This is a genomic window from Micrococcus sp. FDAARGOS_333, assembly GCF_002206575.2.
Lineage (GTDB): Bacteria > Actinomycetota > Actinomycetes > Actinomycetales > Micrococcaceae > Micrococcus > Micrococcus lylae.
Window position 1 is genome coordinate 763822 of sequence record NZ_NJFJ02000001.1, and the last position, 15548, is coordinate 779369.

Consider the following 15548-nt stretch of genomic DNA (forward strand, 5'->3'; position numbering starts at 1 on the left):
GCCACGATGCGCGCAGTCCGCTGCGACGGCGCCGGAGGCACGGAGGTGCTCCGGGTCGTGGATGAAGCCGTGCCGGAGCCCGGCCCCGGCGAGGCCCTCGTGCGTGTGGCCGCGGCGGGCGTGAACCGCGCGGACGTGATGCAGCGGCAGGGCCACTACCCGCCGCCGAAGGGCGAGTCCGAGGTGCTCGGGCTCGAGGCCTCCGGTGTGGTGGCCGCCTTCGGCCCGGGGGCGGAGGAACAGACCTCCCTGCGGGCGGGAGACCGTGTGTGCGCGCTGTTGGCCGGCGGCGGCGCGGCCGAGTATGTGGCCGTGCCCGTGGGCCAGCTGATGGCGGTGCCCGAGGGCATGTCCCTCACGGATGCCGCGGCGTTCCCCGAGGTCGCCTGCACCGTGTGGACCAACCTGTCCGAGCGCGGTGCCGTCTGTGCCGGGGACGTGGTGCTGGTGCACGGCGCTTCCGGCGGCATCGGCTCCTTCGCCGTGCAGTACCTCACGGCGATCGGGGCGCGGGTGTTCGCCACAGCCGGCGGCCCGGACAAGTGTGCGCGCGCCGTGAGCCTCGGCGCCGAGGCGGCCTTCGATCACCGCGCCGCCGCCGAGGCAGGCGAGCCCGGCGGCTTCGCCGACTGGCTGCGCGAGCACACGGACGGCCACGGCGCCGACGTCGTCCTGGACGTGGTGGGCGCCCCGTACCTGGCCCCGAACGTGGACGCGCTCGCCCAGGACGGTCGCATTGTGGTGATCGCGGTGCAGGGCGGACTCAAGGCGGAGTCCTTCAACATCATGAAGCTCGTGGCCAAGCGGGGCTGGCTCACCGGCTCCACCCTCCGCGCACGCAGCCGCACGGAGAAGGCCCATGTGGTGGCCGGCGCCGCGAAGGCCGCCCTTCCGCTGGTGGCCGATGGCCGGGTGCGCCTGTCCGTCGAGGCCGTCTTCCCGCTGGAGGACGTGGTGGCCGCGCACGAGCACTTCGAGCGGGACGACCGCGCCGGTCGCGTGGTTCTGGTGGTGGACCCGGCGCTCGCCGGCGGTCAGGACGGGGCCGCCGACGTGGACGGACAGGCCACGGCATGAGGCGCGGACCCTTCGCCCGCATGCGTCAGGCCCGCGCGGACGAGCGCGAGCTCGGTACCGGACTCTGGCGGCGGGACCATGACCGTTTCGTGCGTGCCCTGGACCGCTGCTGGCAGGTCCTCCAGGAGGCCGAGGCGCGCAGCGAGCTCGACGCGGACGAGCTGAACGGCGTCGTCCACGCGGCCAACGTCCTCTCCGACGCCCTGCCTGAGGTGCGCGCCCTGTGCGTGCGCATGCAGGCCGCCTGCCCTGCCACGGAGGACCACCGCATCCCCCCGGCCGCGGCAGAGACGCATCGGGAGCTCTCCCGGGCCGCCCACGAGCTGGCCGCCACGGCACAGGCCGTCGCCATGTTCCGGCTGCGCCAGACCGGCTCGGACTCCGTCGGCCGGCACGCAGAGCGCACCCTGGACCACGTGCGCCGGGCACAGGAGGCAGCGCCGGCCTGAATCCCCAAGACCAGCCCAGGCGGCTCCGGGGGCGGCGACGCAGTCCTCGAGGCTGCGGCGAGAGGACCCCGGACAGGCGACGAGGCCCCGTCTCCGATGCGATCGGTGACGGGGCCTCGTTCTGCGCCGAGCCCCCTGCCGGATTCGAACCGGCGACCTGCTCTTTACGAGGGAGCTGCTCTGGCCAGCTGAGCTAAGGAGGCACGTGGCCGCACGGCCACGGCTGACCATGCTACCCGGCGCGGGCACGGCACGGCAAAAGGTCGCGGTGTCGCCGTCCCGTGACCGAGCCCTCCGCCGCCGTTCACCCGGCGGCCACGGAGGCGTCAGACGGGGAGGCTGGACTGGTTCGCATGACCACGCAGCCGCTGCCTCCGCGTCAGGCCCACGCCGAGCCCCGCCCGCTGCCCGTGCCCCTGCGCCTGGCCGTGGTGGACATGTCCGGGACGTCGATCGTGGACACCGGCCTGCAGGACACCGCCTTCGCCGAGGCCCTGGACGCCCACGGGGTGGGGGAGGGGCACCCGGAACGGACCTTCCACCTGGCGGCCTTTCGCCGCCGGCGGCGCAGTTCCCGGACGGACGTCTTCGCCTCGATCTTCGGGGACCGGGCGACGGCGCGCTCCGCCGTCCGCACCTTCGAGGAGCGGCTCGACGCCCTGATCGCGGAGCATGGGGCGCGCCCCCAGCCCGGTGCGGTCGAGGCCCTGGAGCGCCTGCGAGAGCAGGGCATGGCGCTGTGCCTGGCCACCGGGTTCGCCCGGCACACGCAGAACACGCTGCTCGAGTCGCTGGACTGGATGGGATTGGCAGACCTGAGCCTGTCCCCGGACGACGTCGGCAGGGGAGTCCCCTACCCGGACATGGTGCTCACGGCGCTGCTGGCCCTGGACCTGGAGGACGTGCGGTCCGTGCTCACTGTGGGTGACACGGACGCGGACGTGCAGGCCGGTCGTCGTGCGGGCGCGGGCCTGGTGGTGGGCGTGCTCAGCGGAGAGGACGACGGGGACGCGCTCGCCGCGGCCGGGGCGGACGCGGTGCTTCCGCTGCTCGCCGACGTCCCGGAGCTGACTGAGCGTCTCGCACGAGCCTGAGGCGGGCGGGGCTCAGCGCCGCTGGCGCGGTGTGCGGGTCCGGGCCGGCAGCAGGGCGAGCATGAGCGCCTCGACGGCGAGCTGCTCGGGCACGTTGGCGGCCAGGCGCTCGCGGGCGAGGTTGATCGCGTCGATGCGGGCGACCACCTCGGAGGAGGTCCCGGCGGCCCCGTGGGCGTAGGAGGCGATCTCGGCGCGACGGTGCTCGTTGATGAGCTCACCTTCGGCGTCGAGCTGCACGGCGAGGACGTCCCGGAACAGGCCGAACAGGTCGATCATCGCCCGGTCCAGGGAGTCGTGGACGCTGCGGCGGCGGCGCCGGGCCTGGTCCTCCTCGAGGCGCTTGACGTGGTGGCGGAGCTTGGCGGGCACCTGCTCTCCCTCCACGATGCCGAGCTGGCGGCGCAGGGCGGCGAGCTCCTGGGCGTTGCGGGCCTCGGCGGAGGACTCGGCCTCATCCTTGGCGACCTTGACCAGATGCGCGGCCATGCCCATCGCGTCGGAGACGGCGCTGCTGCGCAGGGGCAGGGAGAGGATCTCCTCACGGCGGGCGAGGGCCTCGGGGTCCTGGGCGAGGCGACGGGCCATGCCCACGTGCGACTGGGAGATGCGCGCGGTCATCCGGGCGGTCTCTGCGTCCAGGCGGTCGCGGCGCACCAGCAGGTCCGCCACGTCCTCCACGGACGGGATGCGCAGGGAGACGGTGCGGCAGCGGGAGCGGATGGTGGGGAGCACGTCCGCCGGGGACGGGGTGCAGAGCATCCAGACGACGCGCTCCGGGGGCTCCTCGATGGCTTTGAGGAGCACGTTGGTGGCGCGTTCGGTCATGCGGTCCGCGTCCTCCATGAGGAAGATGCGCCAGCGGCCGGTCGCCGGCCTGGACTGGGCGGCCTCGACGAGCTCGCGGACGTCCTCGATCTTGTAGCTGACGTTCTCCGTGGCCAGGATCGTCACGTCCGGGTGGGTGCCGCCCATCACGGTGGTGCAGGCGTGGCACTGACCGCAGCCGCGCTCCTGCAGGTCCCCTGCTTCGCACTGCAGGGCGGCGGCGAAGGCGCGGGCGGCAGTGGAGCGTCCGGAGCCGGGCGGGCCGGTGAACAGCCAGGCGTGGGTGGGCCGCTCCTGGCGCGCGCTGCGGGCGAGCTGCTCCACCACGGCGTCCTGGCCGGCGAGGTCCGCGAAGACGGCCGGCGCGCTCATCCGGCCTCCTCCAGGAGCTCCTCGAGCCGCTCGCAGATCTGCGCGGTGCGGTCGTCCATCTCGGTCGTGGCGTCCAGCACCAGGTAGCGCTCGGGGGCCGCGGCGGCCCGTTCCAGGAAGGCGGCGCGCAGCTGCTCGTGGGCGTGGGCGGTCTCCTGCTCGAGGCGATCCGGCCCGGTGCCCCCGGCTCCCTGGCGCCAGGTGCGTCGGGCGGCGGCGGTCTCCGCGTCGATGTCCAGCACCACGGTGAGGTCCGGCAGCGTGCCGTCGACGGCCCACTCGTTCAGCTCCACGATCCAGTCCACGCCGAGCCCGCGCCCGACGCCCTGGTAGGCCACGGAGGAGTCGATGAAGCGGTCCGTCACCACGGTCGTCCCCGCCTCGACCGCCGGGCGGATGCAGCGCTCCACGTGGGCGGCGCGGGCCGCGGAGAACAGCAGCGCCTCGGTGCGCGGGTCGATCGGTGCGTGCTCCGGGTCCAGGACGAGGGAGCGCAGGCGCTCGCCGAGGTCGGTCCCGCCGGGCTCGCGGGTCAGGTGCACCGGGTGGCCGGCGGCCTCCCAGGCGGCGGCGAGGGCGCCGGCCTGGGTCGTTTTGCCCGAGCCGTCGGGTCCTTCGAGGGCCACGAAGAGGCCGCGTGCGTCAGCTGGCTGTTCCACCCGGCCAGCCTATCGGCCCGACATCCTGCCGGGCCCGTGCCGGACCCGTCTGTGCGGGGAGGTCAGCGCGTAGAATGGCGGGCATGACCCACCCCTTCGTGTACGCCGCCTACGTCGAGTACTGGCTGATGCTCGCGCTCGGCATCGTCGCCCTCGCCCTGGAGGTGTGGGCCGTCGTCGACGCCGCCCGCCGCCGCCCGGAGGACTTCCTGCGTGCCGGCATCCGGGAGAAGCGCTTCTGGCTGATGCTCACCGGGGGCGCCACGCTCATCGGCGTGCTGGGCGTGCTCGGGCCGTTCGGTGGCCTGGGCGTGCTCGGCCTGCTCGCCGTCTGCGTCGCGGCCGTGTACCTCGCCGGCCCGCGTGAGCAGATGAACCTCTACAGCGGAGGCCGCTCCGGCTGGTGACCGGCCGGCCGCGGTTCCGCCCCGGCCGACCTTCTCGCCCGTGTCCGCCGGAGCAGGCAGCGGCAGGCTCGGGTCAGGGACTGCGGCAACGCCATAGACTTGCGGTATGGCGAACAACACCTACACGCTGGTCCTGCTCCGTCACGGCCAGAGCGAATGGAACGAGAAGAACCTGTTCACCGGCTGGGTCGACGTGCCGCTGACCCAGAAGGGCCGCACCGAGGCCACCCGCGGCGGCGAGCTCCTCAAGGACGAGGGCATCCTGCCGGACGTGCTACACACCTCCCTGCTCAAGCGCGCGATCACCACCGCGAACCTGGCTCTGGAGGCCGCTGACCGCCAGTGGATCCCGGTCAAGCGCAGCTGGCGCCTGAACGAGCGCCACTACGGTGCGCTGCAGGGCAAGGACAAGGCCCAGGTGAAGGACGAGTTCGGCGAGGAGCAGTTCATGATCTGGCGCCGCTCCTTCGACACCCCGCCGCCGACCCTGGACGACTCCTCCGAGTTCTCCCAGGCGAACGACGAGCGCTACGCCGAGCTCGGCGACGAGGCCCCGCGCACCGAGGCGCTGAAGATGGTCATCGACCGCCTGCTCCCGTACTGGGAAGGGGAGATCGTGCCGGACCTCGAGGCCGGCAAGACCGTCCTGGTCGCCGCGCACGGCAACTCCCTGCGCGCGCTCGTGAAGCATCTGGACGGCATCTCGGACGAGGACATCGCCGCCCTCAACATCCCGACCGGCATCCCGCTCGTGTACGAGCTGGACGAGGACATGAAGCCGGTGAACCCGGGCGGTCGCTACCTGGACCCGGAGGCCGCCGCCGCCGGCGCCGCCGCGGTCGCCGCGCAGGGCGACGCCAAGCACTGACGGCAGCCGGCCGCGTCCGGAGGACAGCACGACGACGGGGCGCCGGCGGGAGGACACTCCCGCCGGCGCCCCGTCGGCTCTGGTTCAGGCGGACTGGTGGGTGGGCATCTGTCCGGTGACCAGGTAGCGCATCTTGCCGGCCACGGACACCGCGTGGTCGGTGAAGCGCTCGAGGTAACGGGAGGCCAGGGTGACGTCCGTGGTCGTCGCCGCGGACTCGGTCCAGGAGGGGGCGCCGATGGCGCGGAAGACGCTGACGTGGTGCTCGTTGACCGTCTCGTTCAGCTCGGAGAGCGAGTCCGCGTGGCCGAGGTCTTGGGTCTCCAGCAGCAGGACCACCTGTGCGGCGGCGTCCACGGTGGCGTCGGCCATCGCGTGGAAGGTCGGACGGATCGACTCGGGGATGACGAGTTCCGGGTAGCGCAGACGGGTCAGCTGCGCGATGTGCCGGGCCAGGTCGCCCATGCGCTCGAGCGAGGTGCTCATGCGCAGGGTGGCCACCACGGTGCGCAGATCCGAGGCCACCGGGGCGTGGAGGGCGAGCAGCTGGATGGCCTGTTCGTCGAGCTGCTCCTGCAGTCGGTCGATGCGGGCGTCCTCGGAGATGACCTGTTCGGCGCGATGCACATCCGCGGTCTCGAGCGCGGCACGGGCGTCGTCGGCCGCTCGGTGGACCAGCTCGGCGATGGTCGTCAGGTCCTTGCCGAGGCGGCTCAGGTTCGCACGGAAGAGCTCGCGCATGTGGCCTCCAGGCGGTGTTCGGTGAGGCCTGCGGGTCCCAGGCCGAAGGGACAGTCTGTCCGGTCCAGGTGAACGGACCCTGAACCCGTCCTGGCCTGCGAGGGAAGACCTGACGGCGGGCTGTGACGCAGTGGGCAGCGGCTACCCTTGAGGGGTGGACCCCGTGATCATCGGCCTGCTCTGCGGAGTGATCGGCCTCGCCGTCGGGGTGGCCTCGATGCTCGCGTTCCGTGCCTCGGAGCGCAGCCGCACCGTCGACCTGACGGTCGACGAGCCCACCCTCCCGAGCGGTGCGGCCGAGGTGCTCTCCGTCATCGGGCGCGCCTACGTCGTCGTGGACGCCGTGGACGGCGTCGTCCGGGCCAACCCCTCCGCCTATGCGTTCGGGCTGGTCCGGGGATACCGCCTGGTCCACGACCAGCTGCGTGAGCTGACCGGCCGTGTCCGCGCCGAGGGCATCACTGTGGAGCGCCGCTACGAACTGCCCCGCGGGCCGATCGGCCAGGGCAGCATCATGGTCCAGCTGCGTGTGGCCCCGCTGGACAACGAGTACATCCTGATCCTCGCCGACGACCGCACCGAGATCACCCGCACCGAGGCCATGCGCAACGACTTCGTGGTGAACGTGTCCCACGAGCTGAAGACCCCCGTCGGCGCCATCTCCCTGCTGGCCGAAGCGCTGGACGACGCGGCGGAGGACGAGGAGGCGGTGCACCGCTTCGCCGGCCGCCTGCAGGTCGAGTCGGTCCGCCTGTCGGCCCTGGTGCAGGACATCATCGAGCTCTCCCGCCTGCAGTCGAAGGACGTTGTCCATGAGGGCCGCCCGGTGGACATGAACAAGGTGGTCGCGGATGCCGTGGACCGGCTTCGTCTCACCGCGGAGGCGCGGGACATCGCGATCAAGGTCGGCGGCTCCATCCCGTACCCGGTGCATGGGGACGCGGACCAGCTGATGACCGCCGTCCGCAACCTCGTGGACAACGCCGTGCGCTATTCGCCGGACCAGACCACGGTGGGCGTCGGCCTGTCCGCGGTGGACGGCCTGGCGCAGGTCACGGTGAAGGACCAGGGCATCGGCATCAGCCCGGAGGAGCAGGAGCGCGTCTTCGAGCGCTTCTACCGAGTGGACACCGCCCGGTCCCGCCAGACCGGCGGCACCGGCCTGGGCCTGTCCATCGTCAAGCACGTCGTCGCCAACCACGGCGGCGAGGTGACAGTGTGGTCCCAGCAGGGCCGCGGGTCCACCTTCACCGTCCGCCTGCCGCTCTGGAACGGCGGCGACCATGCCCATGACCAGGACACCGTCGAGGCCGACGGCGTCCGTACCCGCCGCGGCGCTCTCTCAGCCGCCGGACGAACAGCACATCGGAAGGAGAACCGCGCATGAGCCGCATCCTGATCGTGGAGGACGAGGAGTCGTTCAGCGATCCGCTGTCCTACCTCCTCGACAAGGAGGGCTTCGAGGTCTCGGTGGCCGCGGACGGCAACGCCGCGATGGCCGAGTTCGAGCGCTCCGGCGCCGACCTGGTCCTGCTGGACCTGATGCTGCCGGGCATGTCCGGCACGGAGGTCTGCCGTCAGATCCGCCAGCGCTCCAACGTGCCGATCATCATGCTCACCGCGAAGGACTCGGAGGTGGACAAGGTCGTCGGCCTCGAGCTCGGCGCGGACGACTACGTCACCAAGCCGTACTCCTCGCGCGAGCTGGTGGCCCGCGTGCGCGCCGTGCTGCGCCGTCAGGGCGAGCCGGAGGAGCTGGTGACCACCACCGTGGCCGCCGGTCCGGTCCGGATGGACATCGAGCGCCACGTGGTCTCTGTGGACGGCGAGCCCGTGTCCCTGCCCCTCAAGGAGTTCGAGCTGCTGGAGATGCTGCTGCGCAACGCCGGCCGTGTGCTCACCCGCGGGCAGCTGATCGACCGCGTGTGGGGCTCGGACTACGTCGGGGACACCAAGACCCTGGACGTGCACGTCAAGCGCCTGCGCTCGAAGATCGAGCCGGACCCGTCCAGCCCGCGCCACCTCGTGACCGTGCGTGGCCTGGGCTACAAGTTCGAGGCCTGAGCGGCCCAGGCGCCGTCCGGGCGGCCGTCCGTGCCGGCGGCGCCTCGGCCGTCTCCGGCCGAGGCGGAGCGCTCCGGCTGGCGCGGTGGCCCCGCATGGCGAAGGCCCCGCCTCCCGGATCGGGGAGGCGGGGCCTTCGCGGTGCCTGGGGGAGCGTCAGTGCTCTCCGCCGTAGTGGTGGGTCTCCTCGTGGAGGTGGTCGGTCCACTCGGCCTCGTCGAAGTCTCCCGGCACGAGGTCCCGGTACTCGGCCATGGTGGGACCGAGGACAGGGATCTCGAGGTCCTGGGAGTCGCCGTCCACGGAGAGGGCGCCCTCGGTGTACTCGCCGGCGTCGGCGCCGGCCTCGTCGACCACCCACTCCTCGTCCTGCAGGGACACGACCTTGCCGGCCGGGACGTCGACGTCCTGGGAGTCGCCGGAGACCTCGACGGTGACGGTCATGTCCTCCTGGGTCTTGTTCACGACCGACCCGATGACGCGGCCCTGCTCGTCGGCGCCGGTGGAGACGACGGCGAGGTTGCGCACGCCGGCACCGTCCAGGTCGGCCACAATGCCGTCGCTCGGCGAATACGGGATGCCGGTGGCGATCGGGCTGATGGCGCTGCAGCCGGTGGCCGCCAGCAGGGCGACGGCGGCGGCGGAGCCCGCGCCGAGGCGGCGCAGGCGTGCGGACCGGGTGGCGGCGGTGTTCACGATGATCTCCTCAAAGCGGTGCGGGGCCGGGGCGCACGCGTGCGTGCGGACGGTCGGCTCCAGCCTATCGCACAACCGGACCTGCTCACGCTCGTGACGGCGCAGGCCTCCACTATCACGACCCCCGCCCCGGCCCTCGCTCCGACACTCCGTCCGGCAGGGCCCCCGTGATAGGATGAAGCGTCACGAAAGGGGCCGTTTACATGGTTTTTGAGGTCGGAGAGACCGTCGTCTACCCGCATCACGGTGCAGCCCGCATCGAGGAGATCAAGATGCGGAACATCAAGGGCGAAGAGAAGATGTACCTCAAGCTGAAGGTGGCGCAGGGTGATCTGACCATCGAGGTCCCGGCGGAGAACGTCGACCTCGTCGGTGTGCGCGACGTCGTCGACAAGGAGGGACTCGAGCGCGTCGTCGAGGTGCTCCAGGCCGAGCATGTGGAGGAGCCGACCAACTGGTCGCGCCGCTACAAGGCCAACCTGGAGAAGTTGGCCTCCGGCGACGTCATCAAGGTGGCCGAGGTCGTCCGCGACCTGTGGCGCCGTGAGCAGGACCGCGGCCTGTCCGCCGGTGAGAAGCGCATGCTCTCCAAGGCCCGTCAGGTGCTCGTCTCCGAGCTGGCCCTGGCGAAGAAGGTCTCCGAGGAGGAGGCCGAGGGCATCCTGGACAAGACCCTCGAGGGCTGATCGCCCGGTCTGCGTCCACACCGCATCAGGCGTGAACCGACGACCCGTCCGCTGCACCGCAGCGGGCGGGTCGTCTGCGTCTCCGCCCCCAGACACTTTCGTTCGTAAAAATGTCGAGTCCCGGGGCGCTTTCGTTCGTGAAAATGTCGAGTCCCCAGACATTTTCGTTCGTGGAAATGTCGAGTTCCGCCCGCACCCCGCCGGCCGCCCACCCGAAAGCGACGCGCATGTGCGGTAGGAATGGGGGAGCAGCCGCTCGCCGAAGGAGTCCTCATGCCCACCGCTGTCCTGCTCGCCGCTGCGGGCTCGGGCACCCGCCTCGGGGCGGGCATGCCGAAGGCCCTGGCCCCGCTGTCCGATGGTCGCACGCTCCTGGAGCACGGTCTCGAGACCGTGGCACAGGTGCCGGATGTGGACGTTGTGGTCGTCCTCGTCCCGCCGGCCGACCAGCCGCGCGCGGAGGTCACCGCGATCGTCGAGGAGTGCGCCCTGCGCCTGGGCTTCACCGCCTCCTGTGTGCCCGGCGGCGCCGAGCGGGCCGACTCCGTGGCCGCCGGCCTCGCCGAGGTCGCCCGCCGGCTGGGGGCCGCACCCGCCTCGGCCACCCCCGCCCCGGACGTCGCCTCGGCCGCCGCGTCCTCCTCCCGGCACGACGACGGCACCCACTGCCGCCACGACCCTCACCTCGTGCTCGTCCACGACGCCGCGCGCCCGTTCACGCCGCCGGCCGTGTTCGCCGCCGTGGTCGCGGGCCTCGCCTCCGCGAAGGCCGTCATCCCGGCGGTGCCGGTGACGGACACCGTGAAGCAGGTGAGCGTGGACGCGAACGGTGCCGAGACCGTCGTCGGGACACCGTCCCGGGCGATGCTGCGGGCGGTGCAGACGCCGCAGGGCTTCGACCTGTACGCGCTGCTGGCCGCGCACGATCAGGTGCGCCGGGACCCGGAGCTGGACGCCGCGGCCCTGACCGACGACGCGATGGTCATGGAGGCCGCCGGGCATGTCGTCCGTGTGGTCCCCGGCCATGCCGACGCCTTCAAGATCACCACCCCGGCGGACCTGGAGCAGGCCGCCGCCCTCATCGCCCGCAGGAGCCTGTCATGAGCCAGCACACCGCCGCCGACCACCCCGCCGACCGCCCGTTCCCGCTGCCCCGGACAGGGATCGGGGTGGACGTGCACGCCGTGGCGGACCCGGAACGTCAGGGCCCTGACGCACAGGAGCACCGCGCCGCCGTGGAGCGCGGGTGTTGGGTGGCGGGCCTGCACTGGCCCGGCGAGTCGGCGCTGGCCGGCCACTCGGATGCGGACGTCGCCGCGCACGCCTGCTGCGACGCGCTGTTCTCTGCCGCCGGCATCGGGGACCTGGGGCAGCACTTCGGCACCGGCCGTGTCGAGTTCGCCGGTGCCTCCGGCAGCACCCTGCTGGCCGAGGCCGCGCGTCTGGTCCGTGAGGCGGGGTACGAGATCGGCAACGTCGCGGTGCAGGTGGTGGGCAACCGTCCGAAGATCGGAACGCGGAGGGACGAGGCCCAGGCCGTGCTCTCGGAGGCCGCCGGCGCCCCGGTGTCCGTCTCCGGCACCACCACGGACCGCCTCGGCCTGACCGGCCGCGGCGAGGGCACCGCGGCGATCGCCACGGCGCTGGTGTACCCGCGCGACGCCGGCTGACCGGCCCGCTGACCGGCCCGCGCGACGGCCCCGATAGGATCGGGGACCGTGGCACAGCGTTTCTATGACACCCAGGCGGCCCAGGTCCGCGATTTCGTCCCCGTCCGCCCCGGCGAGGCGTCGGTCTACTACTGCGGCGCCACCGTGCAGGGCATGCCGCACGTGGGGCATGTGCGCAGTGCCATCGTCTTCGACATCCTCGTGCGCTGGCTGGAGGCCTCCGGCCTGAAGGTCACCTCGGTCCGCAACGTCACGGACATCGACGACAAGATCCTGGACCGCTCCGCCGCGTCCATGGAGGACGACTTCGAGGCCTCGGCCCTGTACCCGGCGCGCGAGCAGTGGTGGGCGCTGGCCTACCGGTTCGAGAAGGCGTTCGACGCCGCCTACCTGGCCCTCGGCGTCCGCCGTCCCACCTACGAGCCGCGAGCCACCGGCCACGTGACCGAGATGTTCGCGCTCATCCAGCGCCTCATGGACCGCGGCCACGCCTACCCAGCCACGGACGACTCCGGGGACGTGTACTTCGACGTCCGTTCCTTCGACGCCTACGGCTCCCTCACGCGTCAGCGCGTGGAGGACATGCAGGACGCCCCGGACGCGGACCCGCGCGGCAAGCGCGACCCCCGCGACTTCGCCCTGTGGAAGGGCGCCAAGGCCGGTGAGCCGGAGACCGCCCGGTGGGACTCCCCGTGGGGCCGCGGCCGCCCGGGCTGGCACCTGGAGTGCTCGGCCATGGCCACCAAGTACCTCGGCGCCGAGTTCGACATCCACGGCGGCGGACTGGACCTGCGCTTCCCGCACCATGAGAACGAGCTGGCCCAGTCCTCGGCCGCCGGCGACCCGTTCGCCCGCTTCTGGCTGCACAACGGCCTGGTCACCTACGAGGGCGAGAAGATGTCCAAGTCCGTCGGCAACACCATCTCCCCGGAGGAGATGATGCAGATGGCCCGCCCGAAGGCCGTCCGCTACTTCCTCGGCCAGGCCCACTACCGTTCCCAGCTGGACTACCGCCCGGGTGCTCTGGACGAGGCCGAGGCCGCCGTGGAGCGCATCGAGAACTTCGTCTCCCGGGCCTCCTCCCAGCTGGGAGACTCCGTCGTGAACCACGACGACGGCACGCCCCTGGGCGCGCACGTCCCGGAGGCCTTCCGCGCGGCGATGGAGGACGACCTCAACGTGCCGCAGGCGCTCGCCGTGCTGCACGAGACCGTCCGCTTGGGCAACTCCGCCCTGGCGGCGAAGGAGACGGACGCCGTGGCCGCCCGGTACGCCGAGGTCACCGCGATGACCCGCATCCTCGGCCTGGACGACGTCCCGGAGTCCTCCGCCGGCGCCGCCGGCCCGGCCGCCGACGCCCTGGACTCGCTGGTGCGCTCGCAGATCGAGGCCCGCGCCCAGGCCCGCGCCGAGAAGGACTGGGCCACCGCGGACCGCATCCGCGACGCCCTGACGGCCGCTGGCATCGTGGTGGAGGACGGCGCAGACGGCGCCACCTGGCACCTGGCCGACTGAGCCGGTGCCCTCCGTCCGCAGAGGCGAGCGCCACTAGACTGGCCGCTGAGTCGGTGAGCCGGGTGCCGTCGTCGTGCCCCGCCGCCCCCGTACCCCGCCGGAGCCGAGGGCTCCGCGCAGTCCCCACCCGCTGAAGGAGACGCCATGTCGTCCGCACCCCGCTCCGGCGGTTCCCGCAAGGCCAAGGGCAAGAAGGGCCCGCAGAAGGGCACCGGCGGCCACGGCCGCAGGGCGCTCGAGGGCAAGGGCCCCACCCCGAAGGCCGAAGACCGCGTCTACCACAAGGCCTACCGCAACAAGCAGCTCGCCGAGCGTGCGGCGGCCAAGCGTCCGGCGTCGCCGCGCCGGCAGCGTTCCTCCACCGCGGATGAGACCGTGTCCGGCCGCAACCCGGTGGTGGAGGCGCTGCGCGCCGGCATCCCGGCGAAGGCCCTCCACGTGGCCACCCGCATCGAGGTGGACGATCGCGTGAAGGAGGCCCTGCGCCAGTGCGCCGAGCAGGGGATCCCGGTCATGGAGAACACCAAGCCGGAGCTGGACCGCATGTCCGGCGAGGCCATCCACCAGGGCCTGGTCCTGCAGATCCCGCCGTACGACTACGCGGACGCCCTGGACCTGGCCCGCACCACCCTGGAGAAGGACGCGGCCGGGCACCTGCGCACCCGTCCGCTGCTCATCGCGTTGGACGGCATCACGGACCCGCGCAACCTCGGCGCGATCATCCGCTCCGGATCCGCGTTCGGCGCGGACGGCGTGATCGTCCCGTCCCGCCGCTCCGTGGGCGTCACCGCCACCGCCTGGCGCACCTCCGCCGGCGCGGCCGCCCGCGTCCCGGTGGCGCAGGCCGGCAACCTGAACACCACGCTGGCCGAGCTGCACCGCATGGGCTACTTCGTGCTCGGCCTGGACGGCGGCGGAGACGTCGGTCTGCCGGGCCTGGAGCTGGCCACCGAGCCTCTCGTGCTCGTGGTGGGCGCCGAGGGCAAGGGGCTGTCCCGCCTGGTGCGCGAGCACTGCCAGCAGATCGTCTCCATCCCGATCGACTCGTCCATGGAGTCCCTCAACGCCTCCATGGCGGTGGGCGTCTCCCTGTACGAGATCTCGGTGCAGCGCTCGGGTGGCCGGAATGCCTCCGCACAGGACGCTTCCTGACGATTCGTCCACACGTGGCGTGTGAACCGCGTCATAGGGTCCCGAACCGCGGTCCAGGCTGTATGTTGTGTGCATCACATCACGCGATGTGACCCACTGCGGGCCGGAACACCGTCTCCGGCATCGGCCCGCAGCGCTCGCACACCACGGTCGCCGCGGCGACCCCGAACGCTGAGGACACTTCCCATGAAGAGGACCGCATCCCCGCTCCGCATCACCGCCGCCATGGCTGTCCTGGCCGTCGGTCTCACCGCCTGCGGTGACTCCGGTGCCGGCGACGGCAACGGTGACGGCAACGACGGCCCCTACAAGATCGGCATCTCCCAGCTGACCTCGCACCCGGCGCTGGACGCCACCGCCGAGGGCTTCCAGGAGGCCTTCGACGAGGCCGGCATCGAGGTGGAGTTCGACCTGCAGAACGCCCAGGGCGAGGTCGCCACCGCGAACTCGATCGCCAACACCTTCGCCGGTGACGGGGACGTGGACCTGGTCGCCTCGATCGCCACCCCGGCCGCCCAGGCCGCCGCCACCGCGGTGAAGGACAAGCCGGTCGTCTTCATGGCCGTCACCGACGCCGTCGGCGCCGGCATCGTCGAGGACGAGGAGAAGCCGGGCGGCAACGTCACCGGCCAGTCCGACCGCAACCCGGTGAAGGAGCAGCTGCAGCTGCTGCTGGACGTCAAGGACGACGTCAAGACCGTCGGCATCGTCTGGAACTCCGGCGAGGCGAACTCGAAGTCCCAGGTGGAGCAGGCCAAGGAGGCCGCCAAGGAGCTGGGCATCGAGATCAAGGACGTGACCGTCACCAACTCCTCCGAGGTCCAGCAGGGCGTGCAGTCGCTGTCCGACGTGGACGGCATCTACGTGCCGACCGACAACGCGGTGGTCTCCGCCCTCGAGTCCGTGATCTCCTTCGGTCAGGAGAACGAGATCCCGGTGATCTCCGCGGACACCGACTCCGTGGAGCGCGGCGCCCTGGGCACCTACGGCATCGACTACGAGCAGCACGGCAAGCTCGCCGGCGAGATGGCCGTCAAGATCCTCAAGGACGGCGAGGACCCGGCCGACATGGCGGTCGGCTTCGCCCCGGAGGACGCCCTCGAGCTGGTCGTCTCCCCGGAGAACGCCAAGAAGTTCGGCGTGGAGATCCCGCAGGAGGTCATCGACCGCGCCGACGAGACCATCGACTGACCCACTCTCCCCGTTCGCACCGGGTGCGGCCCTGACAGGACCCGTGTCCTGGTCAGGGCCGCCCCCGTGTGGGCCCCCC

General features: G+C 72.2%; 17 protein-coding genes and 1 tRNA gene. 13 read left to right on the plus strand and 5 right to left on the minus strand.

The window, feature by feature from the left end:
• Window positions 1–6: 6 nt before the first annotated feature.
• Complete coding sequence (locus tag CEQ11_RS03485) at window positions 7–1077, plus strand: NAD(P)H-quinone oxidoreductase (protein ID WP_082740033.1); 1071 nt, start codon at window positions 7–9, stop codon at window positions 1075–1077.
• Window positions 1074–1526: a hypothetical protein gene (locus tag CEQ11_RS03490; RefSeq protein WP_067191362.1), complete on the plus strand. Its 453-nt coding sequence runs from the start codon at window positions 1074–1076 to the stop codon at window positions 1524–1526. Before CEQ11_RS03485 ends, CEQ11_RS03490 begins: the two co-directional genes overlap by 4 nt.
• A 129-nt stretch (window positions 1527–1655) precedes the next feature.
• Here the strand turns inward: CEQ11_RS03490 and CEQ11_RS03495 are convergent.
• Window positions 1656–1729 (minus strand) — tRNA-Thr (locus CEQ11_RS03495).
• Window positions 1730–1879: 150 nt separating this feature from the next.
• Here CEQ11_RS03495 and CEQ11_RS03500 point away from each other — a divergent pair.
• A complete protein-coding gene (locus CEQ11_RS03500) occupies window positions 1880–2620 on the plus strand; it encodes an HAD-IA family hydrolase (protein ID WP_067191361.1) in 741 nt (246 codons plus the stop codon).
• A gap of 12 nt (window positions 2621–2632) precedes the next feature.
• Here the strand turns inward: CEQ11_RS03500 and CEQ11_RS03505 are convergent, their stop codons facing one another.
• Together CEQ11_RS03505 and tmk are read right to left on the minus strand one after the other, a co-directional pair.
• Complete coding sequence (locus CEQ11_RS03505; protein ID WP_067191360.1) at window positions 2633–3820, minus strand: DNA polymerase III subunit delta'; 1188 nt, start codon at window positions 3818–3820, stop codon at window positions 2633–2635.
• A complete protein-coding gene (gene tmk, locus CEQ11_RS03510) occupies window positions 3817–4479 on the minus strand; it encodes a dTMP kinase (protein ID WP_067191359.1) in 663 nt (220 codons plus the stop codon). The genes CEQ11_RS03505 and tmk overlap by 4 nt, the downstream gene beginning before the upstream one ends.
• Before the next feature lie 83 nt (window positions 4480–4562).
• On the opposite strand from tmk, the gene CEQ11_RS03515 reads away from it, so the two are divergent.
• A complete protein-coding gene (locus CEQ11_RS03515) occupies window positions 4563–4886 on the plus strand; it encodes a DUF2516 family protein (protein WP_067191364.1) in 324 nt (107 codons plus the stop codon).
• 106 nt (window positions 4887–4992) lie between these two features.
• Window positions 4993–5754 (plus strand): phosphoglyceromutase, encoded by a 762-nt coding sequence (locus CEQ11_RS03520; RefSeq protein ID WP_067191357.1) that lies wholly within the window; start codon window positions 4993–4995, stop codon window positions 5752–5754.
• Window positions 5755–5838: 84 nt separating this feature from the next.
• Here the strand turns inward: CEQ11_RS03520 and phoU are convergent, their stop codons facing one another.
• The gene (gene phoU, locus CEQ11_RS03525) at window positions 5839–6495 is read right to left on the minus strand and encodes a phosphate signaling complex protein PhoU (RefSeq protein ID WP_067191355.1); all 657 of its coding nucleotides are present in this window, start codon (window positions 6493–6495) and stop codon (window positions 5839–5841) included.
• Between the two features lie 154 nt (window positions 6496–6649).
• Between phoU and CEQ11_RS03530 the strand changes: the two genes are divergently transcribed.
• Both CEQ11_RS03530 and CEQ11_RS03535 read left to right on the plus strand, forming a co-directional pair.
• Complete coding sequence (locus CEQ11_RS03530; RefSeq protein WP_067191353.1) at window positions 6650–7882, plus strand: cell wall metabolism sensor histidine kinase WalK; 1233 nt, start codon at window positions 6650–6652, stop codon at window positions 7880–7882.
• Window positions 7879–8559, plus strand: coding sequence for a response regulator transcription factor (locus CEQ11_RS03535; RefSeq protein WP_067191352.1), 681 nt, complete (start codon window positions 7879–7881; stop codon window positions 8557–8559). The genes CEQ11_RS03530 and CEQ11_RS03535 overlap by 4 nt, the downstream gene beginning before the upstream one ends.
• 156 nt (window positions 8560–8715) lie before the next feature.
• Here CEQ11_RS03535 and CEQ11_RS03540 read toward each other — a convergent pair whose 3' ends face one another.
• The gene (locus CEQ11_RS03540) at window positions 8716–9255 is read right to left on the minus strand and encodes a hypothetical protein (RefSeq protein ID WP_067191350.1); all 540 of its coding nucleotides are present in this window, start codon (window positions 9253–9255) and stop codon (window positions 8716–8718) included.
• 203 nt (window positions 9256–9458) lie between these two features.
• Here CEQ11_RS03540 and CEQ11_RS03545 point away from each other — a divergent pair, with 203 nt between their 5' ends.
• The 6 genes from CEQ11_RS03545 (at window position 9459) to CEQ11_RS03570 (ending at window position 15469) form a co-directional block, all read left to right on the plus strand.
• Window positions 9459–9941, plus strand: coding sequence for a CarD family transcriptional regulator (locus CEQ11_RS03545; protein ID WP_067191349.1), 483 nt, complete (start codon window positions 9459–9461; stop codon window positions 9939–9941).
• Between the two features lie 273 nt (window positions 9942–10214).
• Window positions 10215–11045, plus strand: coding sequence for a 2-C-methyl-D-erythritol 4-phosphate cytidylyltransferase (locus CEQ11_RS03550; protein WP_088477766.1), 831 nt, complete (start codon window positions 10215–10217; stop codon window positions 11043–11045).
• Window positions 11042–11611, plus strand: a complete 570-nt coding sequence (gene ispF / locus CEQ11_RS03555) for a 2-C-methyl-D-erythritol 2,4-cyclodiphosphate synthase (protein ID WP_067191345.1) — start codon at window positions 11042–11044, stop codon at window positions 11609–11611. Before CEQ11_RS03550 ends, ispF begins: the two co-directional genes overlap by 4 nt.
• A 48-nt stretch (window positions 11612–11659) precedes the next feature.
• Window positions 11660–13126 (plus strand): cysteine--tRNA ligase, encoded by a 1467-nt coding sequence (cysS, locus tag CEQ11_RS03560; protein ID WP_088477767.1) that lies wholly within the window; start codon window positions 11660–11662, stop codon window positions 13124–13126.
• A gap of 144 nt (window positions 13127–13270) precedes the next feature.
• A complete protein-coding gene (gene rlmB, locus CEQ11_RS03565; protein ID WP_067191342.1) occupies window positions 13271–14278 on the plus strand; it encodes a 23S rRNA (guanosine(2251)-2'-O)-methyltransferase RlmB in 1008 nt (335 codons plus the stop codon).
• Between the two features lie 186 nt (window positions 14279–14464).
• A complete protein-coding gene (locus tag CEQ11_RS03570; RefSeq protein WP_067191340.1) occupies window positions 14465–15469 on the plus strand; it encodes an ABC transporter substrate-binding protein in 1005 nt (334 codons plus the stop codon).
• Window positions 15470–15548: the final 79 nt, after the last annotated feature.